At 69.4% G+C, this 14,233-nt stretch carries 12 protein-coding genes; 4 read left to right on the top strand and 8 right to left on the bottom strand.

Annotated elements, in window-relative coordinates:
* Positions 1-69: 69 nt before the first annotated feature.
* Positions 70-828: an alpha/beta fold hydrolase gene (locus M8542_RS48590; RefSeq protein WP_308210347.1), complete on the bottom strand. Its 759-nt coding sequence runs from the start codon at positions 826-828 to the stop codon at positions 70-72.
* Positions 829-1,058: 230 nt separating this feature from the next.
* Between M8542_RS48590 and M8542_RS48585 the strand changes: the two genes are divergently transcribed.
* The 4 genes from M8542_RS48585 to M8542_RS48570 all read left to right on the top strand — a co-directional run bounded on the left by M8542_RS48585 (position 1,059) and on the right by M8542_RS48570 (position 6,041).
* Positions 1,059-1,658: a flavodoxin family protein gene (locus tag M8542_RS48585; RefSeq protein WP_257927240.1), complete on the top strand. Its 600-nt coding sequence runs from the start codon at positions 1,059-1,061 to the stop codon at positions 1,656-1,658.
* Positions 1,659-1,807: 149 nt separating this feature from the next.
* Positions 1,808-3,259, top strand: coding sequence for a peptide MFS transporter (locus tag M8542_RS48580; protein WP_257927239.1), 1,452 nt, complete (start codon positions 1,808-1,810; stop codon positions 3,257-3,259).
* A gap of 432 nt (positions 3,260-3,691) precedes the next feature.
* A complete protein-coding gene (locus M8542_RS48575) occupies positions 3,692-3,973 on the top strand; it encodes a hypothetical protein (protein ID WP_257927238.1) in 282 nt (93 codons plus the stop codon).
* A 145-nt stretch (positions 3,974-4,118) separates the two neighbouring features.
* Positions 4,119-6,041 (top strand): NB-ARC domain-containing protein, encoded by a 1,923-nt coding sequence (locus M8542_RS48570; protein ID WP_257927237.1) that lies wholly within the window; start codon positions 4,119-4,121, stop codon positions 6,039-6,041.
* Here M8542_RS48570 and M8542_RS48565 read toward each other — a convergent pair.
* The 7 genes from M8542_RS48565 to M8542_RS48535 all read right to left on the bottom strand — a co-directional run bounded on the left by M8542_RS48565 (position 6,022) and on the right by M8542_RS48535 (position 14,230).
* Positions 6,022-7,740 carry a hypothetical protein gene (locus tag M8542_RS48565; protein WP_257927236.1) on the bottom strand — a complete coding sequence of 573 codons (1,719 nt, stop codon included), beginning with the start codon at positions 7,738-7,740 and terminating at the stop codon, positions 6,022-6,024. The two genes, M8542_RS48570 and M8542_RS48565, sit on opposite strands and share 20 nt — an antisense overlap.
* A 41-nt stretch (positions 7,741-7,781) precedes the next feature.
* A complete protein-coding gene (locus tag M8542_RS48560) occupies positions 7,782-8,405 on the bottom strand; it encodes a TetR/AcrR family transcriptional regulator (RefSeq protein WP_257927235.1) in 624 nt (207 codons plus the stop codon).
* Entirely contained in the window at positions 8,402-10,771 is a 2,370-nt protein-coding gene (locus M8542_RS48555) for a PEP/pyruvate-binding domain-containing protein (RefSeq protein ID WP_257927234.1), read from the bottom strand. Before M8542_RS48555 ends, M8542_RS48560 begins: the two co-directional genes overlap by 4 nt.
* A 219-nt stretch (positions 10,772-10,990) precedes the next feature.
* Positions 10,991-12,088, bottom strand: a complete 1,098-nt coding sequence (locus tag M8542_RS48550) for a fatty acid desaturase family protein (RefSeq protein ID WP_257927233.1) — start codon at positions 12,086-12,088, stop codon at positions 10,991-10,993.
* A gap of 81 nt (positions 12,089-12,169) precedes the next feature.
* Positions 12,170-12,652: a hypothetical protein gene (locus M8542_RS48545; protein ID WP_257927232.1), complete on the bottom strand. Its 483-nt coding sequence runs from the start codon at positions 12,650-12,652 to the stop codon at positions 12,170-12,172.
* Between the two features lie 5 nt (positions 12,653-12,657).
* Complete coding sequence (locus M8542_RS48540) at positions 12,658-13,365, bottom strand: STAS domain-containing protein (RefSeq protein WP_257927231.1); 708 nt, start codon at positions 13,363-13,365, stop codon at positions 12,658-12,660.
* 121 nt (positions 13,366-13,486) lie between these two features.
* Complete coding sequence (locus M8542_RS48535; RefSeq protein WP_257927230.1) at positions 13,487-14,230, bottom strand: GAF and ANTAR domain-containing protein; 744 nt, start codon at positions 14,228-14,230, stop codon at positions 13,487-13,489.
* Positions 14,231-14,233 lie beyond the last annotated feature (3 nt).

The raw sequence follows: 14,233 nt of genomic DNA, 5'->3' as shown, positions 1-14,233 counted from the left end.
GAGGTCAACGAAAGCGGCCCAGGCGCTTTACTCCGAACGCCGCTTCGAAGCGGAGTCCCGCGGCTCCCGTCACGCCTTGTCCACGGCCAGGAAAGCCAACAGCGCACTGTTGAACTCCTGGGCATGGGTGACGTTGATCGCGTGCGGGCCGCCCTTGATCACGACCAGTTCGCTGCCCCTGATGGTTTCCGCTGAGCGCTTGCCGCTGACCTCGAACGGCACGATCGCGTCCGCGTCGCCGTGGATCACCAAGGTCGGAATGCTGATCTTCGCGACGTCCGCGCGGAAGTCCGTCCGGCCGAACGCGGCGATGCAGTCGAGGGTGCCCTTCGGTGCGGCGAAAGCCGCGATTTCCTGCGCGTACGCCCGTTGGTCCTCGCTGACCAGAAGTTCGCCGCCCGCACTGAAAAAGTCTGTCGTGAACTGCTTGAGGAAGGCCAGGCGATCGCCGCGGACACCGTCCTCGAACCCAGCGATCGTGGCGTCGTCGAGACCGCCGTCCGGGTTGTCGTCGCTCTGGTAGAGGTACGGCGGAACCGCCGCCGCCAGCACGGCCTTCGCCACTCGTTCGCTGCCGTACGTCGCGATGTGCCGGACGACTTCGCCGCCACCCATCGAAAAGCCGACGAGCGTCACCTCGCGCAGGTCCAGGTGAGTCAGCAGCGCTTCCAGGTCGGCCGCGAAGGTGTCGTAGTCGTAGCCGGTCCACGGCTGGGACGACTGGCCGAAACCGCGTCGATCGTAGGTGATGACGCGATAGCCGGCGTCGACGAGCGCGGCGACCTGAGATTCCCATGAACGGCCGCTCAACGGCCAGCCGTGGATCAAGACGACCGGCTTCCCCGCGCCATGGTCCTCGTAGTACAGCTCGATCGGCGTGGCGTTCTCGTGGCCGACTGTCACGGTGGGCATGTGTCCTCCTGGCCGTCGATTACCTCGTTCACAACTGGAGTGTCCGCAATCAACCTCGAGCAAACATCGCCTGTACGGGCTCCCGGTTGGCTCGGACTCGAGCGGGGAACCCGGACTGATCCAGTCACCTGACAACGGAGGCCTCGATGCATGTCCTTGCGCTCGTGTGCACGCTCAAGCCGTCACCGGCGAAATCGAGCAGCGATTTGATCACTTCGCAACTGCTGGAACTCTTCGCCCAGCACGAAGTCACGGGTGAGGCCGTCCGGGTCGTCGATCACGACGTGCGTCCTGGCGTCGAGGCCGACATGGGCGACGGCGACGAATGGCCGCAGCTCCGCCGCAAGATCGCCGACGCCGACATCCTGCTCGTCGCCACGCCCACGTGGGTCGGTCACATGTCCAGCGTCGCCCAGCGCGTCCTGGAACGACTCGACGCCGAGCTGTCGGAAACGGACGACGAGGGGCGCCCCGCGATGTTCGGCAAGGTCGCGGTCGCCGCCGCGGTGGGCAACGAAGACGGCGCCCACAAGATCATCGCCGACCTGTTCCAGGCCCTCAACGACACCGGCTTCTCCATTCCGGCTCAAGGCGGTACTTACTGGAACGGCGAAGCCATGCAGGGCGGCGACTACAACGACCTCGACGAAACTCCGGAGGCCGTCGCTTCGACCAACGCCACGTTGGTGCGTAACGCCGTCCACCTGGCTCGGCTGCTCGCCAAGGACCAGTATCCGGCATCCTGAGTTCCACCTGACGAACACCTTACGATTGGCGTTGCGCGAGCAGAAATCCGCATGCCAGTCGACGCCATGGGTACCTACGACCTGCTATCACCGGTAGTCGGTAAGCAGGTCGGCACGGTTACGCCGTCCTCCGCGGAGAAAGGGCAGCGATGACCGATGTCAAAACCGAGTCAAGGACGTTTCTCGGACATCCTCGGGGACTGGCCAACCTCTTCGGCGTCGAAATGTGGGAACGGTTCTCCTTCTACGGGATGCAGGGCATCCTCACCATCTACCTCTACTACTCGGCGGCCGAGGGCGGACTCGGCTTGTCCGAAGCGACCGCGACCAGCATCGTCGGCGCCTACGGCGGCTTGGTCTACCTCTCGACCGTGGTCGGGGCCTGGCTGGCCGATCGGATCATCGGCTCCGAGCGGGTGCTGTTCTTCAGCGCGATACTGATCATGTTCGGCCACATCGCGCTGGCCGTGCTACCCGGGTTCACCGGCGTGGGCGTCGGACTCGCCGCGGTGGCTCTCGGCAGTGGCGGTCTCAAGGCCAACGCCACGAACCTCGTCGGCGCCCTCTACGCGACCGGCGACGAACGCCGCGACGCCGGGTTCTCCATCTTCTACCTCGGCATCAACCTCGGTGCCTTCGTCGGACCGCTCCTGACCGGACTGGCTCAGAAGAACCTCGGTTTCCACTACGGATTCGGGCTGGCCGCAGTGGGAATGGCCGTCGGGCTCACGCAGTACTCGTTCGGACGCAAGAACCTCAGTCCCGACTCGAACGCCGTGCCCAATCCGCTGCCCGCGCAGCGACGGCTTCTCTTCGCGGTGGTGGCCCTCGTCGCCGTGGCGGCGATCGTCGTTCTCGTGCTGGCCGGGGTGATCACCGCGGCCAACCTCGCCGTTGTCACGATCGGCATTGTCCTGGTGGCGTCGATCGCCTACTTCGCCGTGATTCTGAGCAGCAAGAGGGTCACGTCACTGGAGCGCAGCCGGGTTTACAGCTTCATTCCGATGTTCCTGGCGAGCTTCGTCTTCTTCGCCTTGTTCCAGCAGCAGTTCACCGTGGTCACGATCTACGTCGACCAGCGGCTCGACCGGAGCATCCTCGGTTGGGAGATGCCCGTTTCGTGGGCCAATTCGATCAACCCGATCTTCATCATCGTGCTGGCCGGCGTTTTCGCTGCCCTGTGGACCAGGCTCGGCAGCCGCCAGCCGTCCACGCCGATCAAGTTCGCGCTCGGCACGATCGTCATGGGGGCGGCGTTCATGCTGTTCCTGCCGCTCAGTGGCGGTGGCCCCGCCTCCACCCCGCTGCTCGCGCTGGCCGGGATCCTGTTGCTGTTCACCATCGCCGAACTGCTGCTCTCCCCCGTGGGGCTCTCCTTGTCGACGAAGCTCGCGCCGAGGTCGTTCCGCACCCAGATGGTCGCCTTGAACTTCCTGTCCATCGCGTTGGGAACGGCAACCGCTGGTGCCTTGGCGAAGTACTACGACCCCGGCGACGAGGTTCCGTACTTCGCGTTGGTCGGCGGTGTCGCCGTCGCCTTCGGTCTGATCCTGGCCCTGGTCAGTCCTCTGATCCGCCGGCTGATGCGCGGGGTCCACTAGCTCCGGGGGCGCGAACTCCGGCTCGTGTCGTCGCCAGGGCGCTCGTGCCGGCTCCCGGTGAGGCCAGGGGCGGGAACGAGCACTACGACGACAGCGACGACCAACCACCAACCACAGCACCAGGCCGCCGCCCGGTACCGACAGGCCGGTCGCAGCCAGGAAGAGCCGTAGGCCGCCCGCGACGATCAAGCGCCACACCCATCCACGCACCTGGTACGAGTACCCTGCCGGCGAGGTCCAAACGCCGCACGCGATGCGGATCGGGCCGTGCACCGAACTCGGGCGCTTTGTCGACAAAGATCACGCGCCAACCGCCGTCTTCTCGCACCGCGCTGCCGAGCAGGCGATGCGAGCTTCGCTCAGCGAGTCGATCGGCACTTCATGGGGTATTTGTCCCTCGAGGTGGATTGTCGAGCGTCGTGGAAGTGATTCATGAGTGGGCGGCGGCAGGTGCGGCTGCGGCTCGAAACGCGAGTCGTACCCGTGCTGGATGACGGACCGGCGACAGTGGAGTACGACGGGATCAGCATCCTGTGTTTCGAAGACGACCGGCTGGTCGGAACAACATGGGTGCCGGTCGGCGACGACCCGAGTTACGCCGATGACGACGCTCTGCTGGCCGCGTGGCATGCAGCGCTGCGGTGGAGTGACTTTCAGTGGGAGCAGTCCGGCCCCGCGACCGGTTCCCGGCATGACCCCACCGACCGGCGGTGACAGCCGGTGCGCCGATCGCTACGGTTGGACAAAGTAAGGCGGGGCAGTCGCGAGGGGGCGTGTCGTGGGAGGTGGGCGCAGGCCGCGCCGGGCGGTCCCGTTCCTGGATCGCGCGGCCCCGCGGCAGCTGATCCATGACCACCTCGTGGCCGACCGCGATCCCGGGAAGCCCGGCCTGGTGTGCGTACACGCCCGAGCGGGCCTGGGTAGCTACAGCCTCGCCGCCGAAGTGTGCGATGACCGGCTGCGGGACCCCGGTTGCGCCTACGTGGAAGTGCAGGCGAGCGCAGCGGACGGTCAGGCCGTCCCGATGGGGGATGTGCTGGGTCAGGCGCTGCGCGGTCTCGGGCTCGCCGAAGCGGATCTCCCCGGCGCGGACGTCGAACGCGCGCACACCTACCAGCGCAAGGCAGCCGGCCGTCGGTTCGTGCTGCTGGTCAAGGACGTGATCGCGGCCGAACAGGTCGAGCCGCTCATCCCGGACGCGGCGCCCGACGCCGTGGTGCTCGTGACCAGCCGCCGCGCCTTGCGAAGGCTCTATCCGCACGGTTTCTTGGCGGTTCCCCTGGACGGTTTGCCGGAGCAGGAGGCCAGGCAGCTGCTGCTCGCCAGTCTCGGGCCGACCGCCGGCGAGCTGGACGCGGAGCTGGTCGACGAGCTCGGCGATCTCTGCGACGGGCACCCGCTGCTCATCCGGCTGATCGCGGCCCACCTGCTCGGCCGGGCCAGGGCGGCCGAACCGCTGGTCGCCAGGGTCCGGCGGTCCCGTGCCGCTCTGCTGGACCTGGACGTGACGCAGCCGGTCGCGTCGTCGCTCAAGCTCGCCTACGACGGGCTCAAAGACTCGTGCCGCCGAGCGTATCGGCGGGTGGCGCTCATCCCGGGGGCGAGCTTCACGCCGGCCGCGGCCGCGATCAGCTGCCGGGTCGACGACCTGTCCGCGACGGAACTGCTCGACGAGCTGGTCGACGCCTCGCTGTTGAGCTACGACGACGCAAGCGGCCGTTATGCCTTCCACACCGTCGTCCGCGAACACGCCCGGCTGCGAGCTTTCGACGACGAGGACAGCGAAGTCCGGGACGCGATCATCGCGGAAGTCGCGGAATGGTACCTGCGTGAGGCGGCCTTCCGGGACGCGGCGTTGTCGGGACGATGGCGGATCGGTCCGGTTTTCGCCGCCGTGGCCGCCTCCTCGGAGCCGTTGCCGGCGAGGGACGACGCGATCAGCTGGTTCGAGGCGGAGTGGCGCACCGTCGTCGCCTGCGTCGGCGCCGCTGATCTGGTGGAACGGAATGATGTCGCCTGGCAGCTCTGCGTCGCCCTCTTCAAGTTCCTGCACATGCACGGGCACACCACGGCATGGCTGGAGAGCCACAGGATTGGCTTGGCTGCCGCGAAACGGGCCGGTGACCAGGCGGCGATCATGCAGCTGACGAACCAGCGCGGTGCGGCCTGGATCGCCGTCGGCGATCTCGAACGGGCCCGCGCCGACTTCGAATCGTCGCTCGCCGCGGCGAGGTCGGCCGGGCACGCCCTGGGGGAGCAGTCGAACCTGGAATGGCTTGGCAAAGTGGCCGCCCGACAAGGCGACCTCGAGCGGGCGTTCGCGTATTACGACGAGTCCGAGCGCGTCGTGGACGCGTCGGGCGCGGCGATCCCGGTTGAGCAGGCCATGCGGATGCGGGCTCTGCTTGACCTGCAGCGGGCCCGCGCGCACCGGCAAGCTGATGACGCGGCAGCGGCCCGTGCCGCGGCCGCTCGTGCCCTGGCCTACTTCGAAACCGTCTCCGGCGAGCGTGAGAACCAGGCGAAGTGCCTCCTGGTGCTCGGAGCCACGCTCGACGCTCGCGAGCGCGCGGTCGAAGCTCTTCGCGCGGCGGCGGAACTGTTCACCGCGGACGGGCTCACTCGTCAAGCGGCCGCCGCCTGGCACCAGTTCGGCAGGAGCCATCCCGATCCGGCAGTTGCGCGCCGCGCGCTCGAACAGGCTCGTGAGCACTTCGCGGAGCTGGGGGATCCCCGCGAGGACGACGTCGAACGGGATCTCGTCACTGACGACCGGCTGTGAGTTCGACGGTGTGCGGTCCCACCAGGATCTTGGGTAGTGAGTCCAGGCTTTTGCCGGCGTCCACCCAGGACACTAGAGCGGCGGCCGCTGCCTCGGCCACGTCGGGGCGCGAACTGCGCAGGAGCGCTGTGCCGCCCGCCCGCGTGACGACACGGCAGTGCACGAGGTCGACGCGTTGCACGACGAGACGGCAGACCGGGTGGGCCGCGAACACCTCGGCCGGCGGCGGGCCGGTCGGCGCCGCGAGCACCACGGCGGCGAGTCCGTAGAGGTCGCGCCGAGGATGATCGTCGGCGACGACCAGGTGACCGTCCAGCGGCTCCGGCGGTCCTCCCCGCGGCGAGGTGACATCGGCGGGCCACCGACGGAGCCGGACGGAGTTCTCGTCGAGCACTTCGGTGACGGCCCACCAAGCCCTGACTTCGTCGCGCAGGGGCGCCAGGTCGACCGCGCGATAGCTGGGGAGCAGGGCCGCGGTCGACGGTTCGGGCAGGTTCATCAGACCGTAGAAAGTGCTGCGAAGCAGGGCAGCCGACTCGTCCGGGACCGAGGTGGCGAGGCGGCGGACTTCGCCATCGCCGTGAGGCGCCGCGATGATCTCGTCGAGCTGGACCGCCAAGGGCCGGTGCTGGTCCAGGTGCGGGGTGGTCCGGCCGAGTGCGCCGATCGCCGAGCGGGCCACGACGTCGTCCTGCGGAAAGGTGGCGAGCAGGGTGGGTTTGCCCAACGCGGCGGCGTAGCCGGTGACCGCGCCGTGGTCGCCGAGCACGACGTCGGCCGCGAGCAGTGCTTGCTGCCAGCCGCGGGCGGGCGGGACGAGGCGCAGCCCGGCGCGCAGGCAGTCACCGAGCCAGAGTTCGATCTGGGCGGGACCGTGGGCGTACCAGATGTTGGGGTGAAGGGCCGTGCACACGACATGGTTGTCGAGGTCGAGTTCGGCGAGTACGCGGGCGATCAGCTCGGGGAAGCGGCCGAAAAGAGAATTGCGCCCCCATGTGGATGATACGAAGACAATTCTCGTGTTCGCGTCCGCGCCGAGTGTCTTCCGGTAAGTGTCTCGTGATCGGTAACTGGCGGCAAGCCGGTCGAAACACGGATCACCGGCGATGACCGCAGCCGCAGTCGCTGCCGGAACCGTGGCAGCCAGGCGCTCAAGTTCCGCCTCGTGGGACAGGATGATCGCACTCGGAACCACGGATCCGCCGTGGAGGAGCCACTGGGCGGAGAGACCATAGACGTCCCGGTTTCCGGTTTCCGGTTTCCGGTTTCCGGCTTCCGGCTTCCGGCTTCCGGCTTCCGGCTTCCGGCTTCCGGCTTCCGGCTTCCGGCTGGAGTATTTAGTGTAGCCAATTCCGTGGGACAGTACGGCGAGCGGCGCGGCGATGTCATGGAGGTTGCCACTATTGTGTACTGAAATTGCCAGGTCGAATTCGGTGGCGAGGGCCTGTTGCCACGACAGCAGTGCGGCGCCGAGCCGGGCGAGTTCGCGTTCCACGCCGGATTCGATCGCGGAAGCGCCGGGGATCGTGTAGACGAGCTGGACGCGCCGGTCCGAATCGAACACGGTCAGCAGGTCCTGCAGCCGGTTGAGCGCGGTCACCGTGTGGACGACCACCAGGATCGTCCGTTCGACCGGTGCGGTGTTCCACCGCCGGCTTTGCGGCCCGACCGGGACCTTGACCCAATGGCTGGCTGACACGGTGCTGCTCCTGTGTGCGGACGATCTTCGAGCACCGTACCTCAGGGGCCGGCCGACGCCGGGTCGTCAATGTCGGCTGCTGGGGAGCGCAGAAGCGGGATGACCACCTCGTCGACGACTTGGACGACGACTTCGTCGGGGATCACCCGCTCCCGGAACAGGAAGTGGTGACGCACCATCGCCTGCGCGACGTCCAGCCGGACGGGCGTGACCGATCCGGGGCGGATTTCGCCGCGCTCGACGGCTCGGCGGCTGATTTCCGTCATCGCCCGGCGGCCGATGCCGTGCGAGGACGTCCGCAGGTGCTGGGTGCGGTCCGCGTCGGCCAGGGCATCACCGACGAGACCGCGCAGGGCTTCGCCGGCCGGGCCGGCGAGCAGCCGGGTGACGCTGCGCAACCACGCGAGCAGGTCGCCGCGAAGTGACCCGGTGTCCGGCGGGTCAGCGGGATCGGGAGAGACGCTCTGGACGGCGTCGAACACGAGCTCCATGCGTCCGGTCCACCGGCGGTACAGCGAAGCCTTGCCGACACCGGCGCGGTCGGCGACCCCCTCCATCGTCAGTCTCGCGTAGCCGACCTCGGCGAGTTCGTCCAGCGTCGCCTGGAAGATGGCGGTGTTGAGCCGCTCGCCACGACGCCGCGGCCGGCTGCGGTGGTCGCTCATCCCGGCGGGGCGGCCGTCACGCGGCCGGTGCTGCCGTTGACGACGACCTGCTGCCCGTCGCTGAGGACGCGGGTTCCGGAGCCGGTGCCCATGACCGCCGGGATGCCGTACTCGCGGGCGACGATGGCGGCGTGGGACGCCGCGCCGCCCGAGTCGACGACGACCGCGGCGGCGCGGGCGAACAGGGGCGTCCACGCGGGATTCGTGTACGGGCAGACGAGGACGTCGCCGGTGGTGAGCGAACCGAACTGCGACGGTTCGCGGATCACCCGCACCGGACCGGTCACGGTGCCGCTGCCGGCAGGCGTCCCGGACACCAGCGCGTCACCCTCGGCGCCGGTCGGCGGGAACACCGCTGCCGGGTCGATCAGCCGGACGCCGGTGAGTTCGTCGCGCCGGGCAGCACGTGACCGGACCTTCGTGCGCAGGTCGCCGGTCGCGGAGGTGGGATCGGTGAGCGGCTCGAGTTCCTCGAGCCTGAGGTGGAACACGTCCTCCGGCCGGTCGAGAACGTCCGCGTCGTGCAGGCGCGCGCCGATCTCCAGCAGCGACCGGCGCAAGGCGGGCAACGGCTTCAGGAAGTAGAAGTGACTGTCTTCGCGGAACGCGATCCCGGCGCGGGCGGCGCCGATCCAGCGCTCGACGCGGGCTCGGCGTCGCCGGTCCCGCAGCAGCGGATGGGTGGCCAGGCCGGCCATCGGGTCGTGGGAGACGGGCGGTCGCGGAGTACTGGCGGCGAGGGTGCTGATCAATCCCAGCACGACGTCCGGTGCGTCGTGCTGGGTCGGTGTCGTGACCAGCACGGGACTGACGGTCTCCCGATGTCCGTACTCGGCCAGGTACTCGGCCAAAGCGACCTCGAACTCGGGAAACGTGGCCAGCGCGTCCGGCTCGGCCGTGCGGACCGCCGCGGCCAGCTTCGGGTTCTCCCGGGCTCGTTCGGCGAGGGCTTCCAGCGCGCGGTTCGCGTCCGCGGTACGAGTGTTCGCGCCGAGCAGAACGTCCTGAAACAGCGCGGCCCTCCGAAGAAACCGGAGCGCCAGGTACAACCGGAGCAATGCGACGCCGGTTCCGGGCAGGTAATCGACGCGGAGTTCGCGGATCGGCGCCAGCAGCTTCATCGCCTGCCGGGGCATGGCGACGAGCTGGCGCCAGGGCAGCGACGTCAGGTCGGCCGCGTCGAGTTCGCGGACTTCGGCGAGGAACTCGGTGAAGCGGCGATCGGCCGTCCAGCGGCCCGGGTCGTAGCGGCGGGCGAGAGCCGCCAACCGGAACGGACTGCGCAGCGCGGCCACCGTGGGCCTGGGGGACTGCGGCAGGAGCCGGTCGACCACACCGTATTCGTCTTCGTGCAAGGCACCGCCGAAGACGTTCCGGATACCGAACCGGGCCGCGATCCGCGCCATCATGTCGATCGGGCCGTGGGCGACCCAGGTGCTCATGTCGATCGGGTACGGCCGCACGGGCAGGTAGTCGAGCAGGACCGAGGCGAGCCGCCGCTGGACGCGGTTGAGCCGCACCGGGGGTGGGGGCAGCGCGGTCATGGGGCGTGCCTGCACGAGCTGGACCCGGTCGCCGAGCACGGCCCACTCGATGTCCTGCGGCCGTCCGAAGTGAGCGGCGACCGCCCGGCCCAGCCGGGTGAGTTCGACGAGGTTCTCCGAGGTCAACGAGGGTCCTGTGGTCTCCTCGCCCGCGGCGTGCGCGACTCCGCCGCCCGCGGCCGCGCGGAGCACGACCTCGCGGCGGCCCCGCATGAACTCACGGACCCGCCCGCTCGCGTCGAGTTCGTAGTGGTCCGGGGTGACCTGGCCGGACACGACGGCCTCACCCAGCCCGGGTGAGGCGTCCACGACGACGGTATCCCGGCGGCCGCTCACCGGGTCGGCGGTGAACAGCACCCCCGCCGCGTCGGCGGCGACCATGCGCTGGACGACCACGGCGATGCGCACCTGTGCCGAGTCGATACCCAGGCGGGCGCGGTAGGCGATGGCCCGGTCGGTCCACAACGAGCCCCAGCACCGGCGAACGGCGTCGACGAGGGCGTGTTCGCCGACGATGTTGAGGTAGGTGTCCTGCTGGCCGGCGAAGGCGGCGCCGGGCAGATCCTCGGCGGTCGCGCTCGACCGCACGGCCACCGCACCACCCCCGAGTTCGGCGTAGGCGGTGATGATCGACGCACGCAGCAGGGGCGGCACAGCGGCTGCCTCGACGACGTCGCGCGCCGGCTCACTTGTGCCGGACAAGTTGAGGCCATCGACGACTGCTGCGTACGCGTCGGTCGTGACGACGAATCCGTCGGGAACGGGCAGGCCGGCGTGGATGAGCTCGCCCAGGTTGGCTCCTTTGCCGCCGGCCGTGGCCACATCCGTCCGCCCGAAGCTCGTCAGTGGTCGGACGGGGTCCGGCTGTGCTCCGAGCGGAGCCGCCGGTCGCTTGGACACGATGGCGAACTCACCCCTCTAGTGAACGGTCCGTTCTCTAAGGGGGTAGCGCCGGGTGAAACGGGAGACAAGGTGCCTCGGCCGGGTGGCGGGGCGGGCGCACCACCGCATTGGTCAGTGGCTCGGTCGTCCAACGCCATCTCAAGCTCCTCCCGGCCCCGACCGGGCTGAGCCGCCAGGCACCGCCCTCATCGGAGTCCGTGCCGGGCCGGTGCGGAGCGGTGCACTGACCTCGTGCAGGTGGTGCAGGACGTGGTAGTACGTCTTCAGCAGCCCGCACTGCGCGTAGTCGATCCCGCGGTCCGCGCAGAACCCGCGGATCACGGGCTGCGCCCGGCGCAGGTTGGGCCGCGGCATGCTGGGGAACAGGTGGTGCTCGATCTGGTGGTTCAGCCCGCCGAGGGCGAAGTCGACCCACCGGCGGCCGCGGACGTTGCGGCTGGTGAGCACCTGCTTGCGCAGGAAGTCGAGCTGGGTCTTGTCGGTGTAGGTCGGCATGCCCTTGTGTCCCGGTGCGAACGAGCAGCCCATGTAGACACCCCACAACCCCTGGTGCACGGCGATGAACGCCAGCGCCACCGGCGGGGAGAGCACGACGAACACCGCGCCGAGGTAGAGCCCGAAATGCGCGGCCAGCAGGACCGCTTCGAGCCGGCGGTGCTTGACCTCGTTGTGCCACACCGCCTGGATCCCCGCCCAGTGCAGACTCAGTCCTTCCAGCAGCAGCAACGGGAAGAAAAAGGCTGCTTGATGCCGGGACGTCCAGCGCACGAACCCGTTCTTCTCCTCGACCTGCCCATGGGTGAAGGCCAGCAACGGGATGTCGATGTCGGGGTCGTCGCCTTCGTGGTTGGGGTTGGCGTGGTGCCGGGTGTGGTTGCCCATCCACCAGCCGTAGCTCATCCCGATGATCCCGCCCAACGCGTAGCCGGCGCGGTCGTTCGCGCGGCCGGTGCGGAAGATCTGGTTGTGCCCGGCATCGTGACCCAGGAACGCCACCTGCGCGAACATCACGGCGAAGAACGCCGCCGTGAGCAGCTGCCACCACGAGTCCCCCACCATGGCGAACAGGGCGCAGCCGCCGGCGAAGACAAGCAACGTCAGGCTGATTTTCGCGGCGTAGTAGCCATAGCGGCGTTCAAGCAGACCCTCGCCCCGGACAAGGCGGCCCAGGGCACCGAAGTCGTTGCGTGACGTGGCCCGGAGACCGGCGTCGTCGCGCGCAGCAGACACAGTCATGCGAGTCCTTCCCGAGTCCTGCGGCACCGGGGACTGGGGCGGCCACTCACTACCGGAACCGGATTCCCGGCCGCGCTCCCGTCAAACCGGTTTCGTGCCCCATCTGGTGATCGTCGACAACCCGGCGTTGAGCAGACGCAGGACCTGGGAGCGCGTCCAGCCGGTCTGCGCGACGACCTCGGCGACCTGCCGGTGGCTCACTGCGATCGACCAGACGGTGAACCGCTGGCGGGGTGGCAGCAGCGCGAGCTCGTCACGGGCGACAGCTTCGGCCAGCGCGTCGTCGAACACCTTCGTGTCACAGCGGCGGCTCCGAACGCGCAGCGCGGTCGCCACGGCGACCCGGACGTGCCGCGCGGCTGCCTGCCGGCTGCCGGGCGCGGACACCGCGAGGGTTGTCGAGGTGGCCAGCTCGGAGACCAGACGTGTGCACAGACGAGCGGACGCCTTCGGCGAGCGGCCGGTGCGCCGGGCGACGACGTACACCATGTCGAGGATGCGGTCGGCGTCGCTGACTTCGGGGCACCGGATCCACGGTGGTTCGGTTGTGTGCCGGGTCGCCATGCCGATCACCGGCTCGGCCCGGCCGAGACGCAGTGCGTGATGCCCGCGGCGTCCAGTGCTGCCCGCAGGCTTTCGTCGGCAGTCAGGACACGTACGCCGCAGTGGCGCGCTCCGTCCTGGACCGCGGCCTGCACGCTGCGGACGATCTCGGCGTTGGGAAGGGTGCAGGGCTGCACGTCGAGCAGGACGATGCCGCGGGACAGCTCGCATGCTTGCCGGAGTTCCCGCCTCAGCTCCGCGCCGGAGCCGGCTTGCGCCCGGCCCGTGGCGGTCACCAGGATCGCGGCGTCCGCGACCACCGTCCGCACCACCATCGGGGCAGCGTTGAGCAGCGCGTCGTCGAGCTGCTTGAGCACGGTCAGCAGCCGGTCCACGCCCGTGAGGTGCATGGGCCGCCACGAGGGCCGCGAACCGGCGACCACGGCGAAGCGGGTCCGGGCGCCGGCGAGGTGGTGCGCCGCCATCAGGACCGTCAGGCCGGAGCAGGCGAGGAAGGTGGCCGGAGTCAGGTCCACGACGAGCAGGGGTGGCCTCTGGGCGATGGCGTCGGCCAGCGCATCGCTCAGGAAACGGATGGTGGAGACGTCGATCTCTCCGGCCGCGGTGAGGATGACGGCATCTCGTTGCCGGGTCGTGGTGAGCCGCAGCGGCGACGGGGAAAGACGGATTTCGGGGTGTGGTCTGATGACATCGCGATATTCGGAGTGGTCCACGATCAGCTCCTGCGCACCGGCCCAGCGAAGCGGGCCGGCTGTCGAACGGTGATCGTCGCGAGCGCGTGGTCTGGGCCCTCTCGGCGCGGTGATCACAGCGTAACGCGTCACGAGCGGCGCGTCATCCGATGCGACCAGCCGTGATCTCGTCGGCGCGCAGGGTGCCTTCGGCGAGGTCGCGGGCGACATCGGACAAGCGCCGCTGCCGTTCGTGGGCGTATTCGCGCAGCAGGGTGAAGGCGTCGTGCATCTCGAGGCCGCCGTACTCGGCGAGGACGCCTTTGGCCTGTTCGACGACGATCCGGTGCTGCAAGGTGGCCTCGAGCTGCTCGGCGAGCAGCTCGCCGCGTCCGGCGGCGCGGTGGTGCAGGATCCCGATCGTGGCCACGTCCGCCAGGGCCTGCCCGACGGCGATCGTGTCGGCGTTCAGCTCCACCGGGTCGTGGTTGAGCAGGGTCAGCGCGCCGATGGTCTGGTCGCGCAGCCGCATCGGCACCGCCGAGGCCGCGCGGAACCCGGCGTCCAGCGCCGCCGGCGCGAACCGCGGCCAGCGGCGCAGCTGCGAGGGCGCGCTCAGGTCGGCGCTGGTGACCGCCTCGCCGACGGCGAGGCAGTCGAAGCACGGGCCTTGCCGCGTCTGCGCGGCGAAAAGCTCGACGAGGTCGGCGCGCTCGGACGAGCCCGCGGCCGGGCGCCAGCCGCCGCGCTGGTCGGACAGGATGACGCCGGCGGCGTCAACGGCAAGGTGCTCGACCGAGCGCTCGGCGAGCACGGCGAGGAAGTCCAGGACGTCGAAGTCGGCGACCAGGGTGTCGGCGAGCGTGACGAAGGTGCGGGCCAGCCGCTGGTCCGGGGTCGTGTTCATGCC

It is taken from the genome of Amycolatopsis iheyensis, from assembly GCF_024703995.1.
In the GTDB taxonomy this organism is placed as follows: domain Bacteria; phylum Actinomycetota; class Actinomycetes; order Mycobacteriales; family Pseudonocardiaceae; genus Amycolatopsis; species Amycolatopsis iheyensis.
Note: the sequence above shows the minus strand (reverse complement) of the source record. Positions and strands in the feature narration are given on the sequence as shown.

Bases quoted from the DNA above. Each gene is read 5' to 3' on its own strand.
- M8542_RS48585 (WP_257927240.1), top strand. From the start codon at position 1,059: ATGCATGTCCTTGCGCTCGTGTGCACGCTCAAGCCGTCACCGGCGAAA.
- M8542_RS48580 (WP_257927239.1), top strand. From the start codon at position 1,808: ATGACCGATGTCAAAACCGAGTCAAGGACGTTTCTCGGACATCCTCGG.
- M8542_RS48575 (WP_257927238.1), top strand. From the start codon at position 3,692: ATGAGTGGGCGGCGGCAGGTGCGGCTGCGGCTCGAAACGCGAGTCGTA.
- M8542_RS48560 (WP_257927235.1), bottom strand. From the start codon at position 8,405: ATGAGCGACCACCGCAGCCGGCCGCGGCGTCGTGGCGAGCGGCTCAAC.
- M8542_RS48550 (WP_257927233.1), bottom strand. From the start codon at position 12,088: ATGACTGTGTCTGCTGCGCGCGACGACGCCGGTCTCCGGGCCACGTCA.
- M8542_RS48545 (WP_257927232.1), bottom strand. From the start codon at position 12,652: ATGGCGACCCGGCACACAACCGAACCACCGTGGATCCGGTGCCCCGAA.
- M8542_RS48535 (WP_257927230.1), bottom strand. From the start codon at position 14,230: ATGAACACGACCCCGGACCAGCGGCTGGCCCGCACCTTCGTCACGCTC.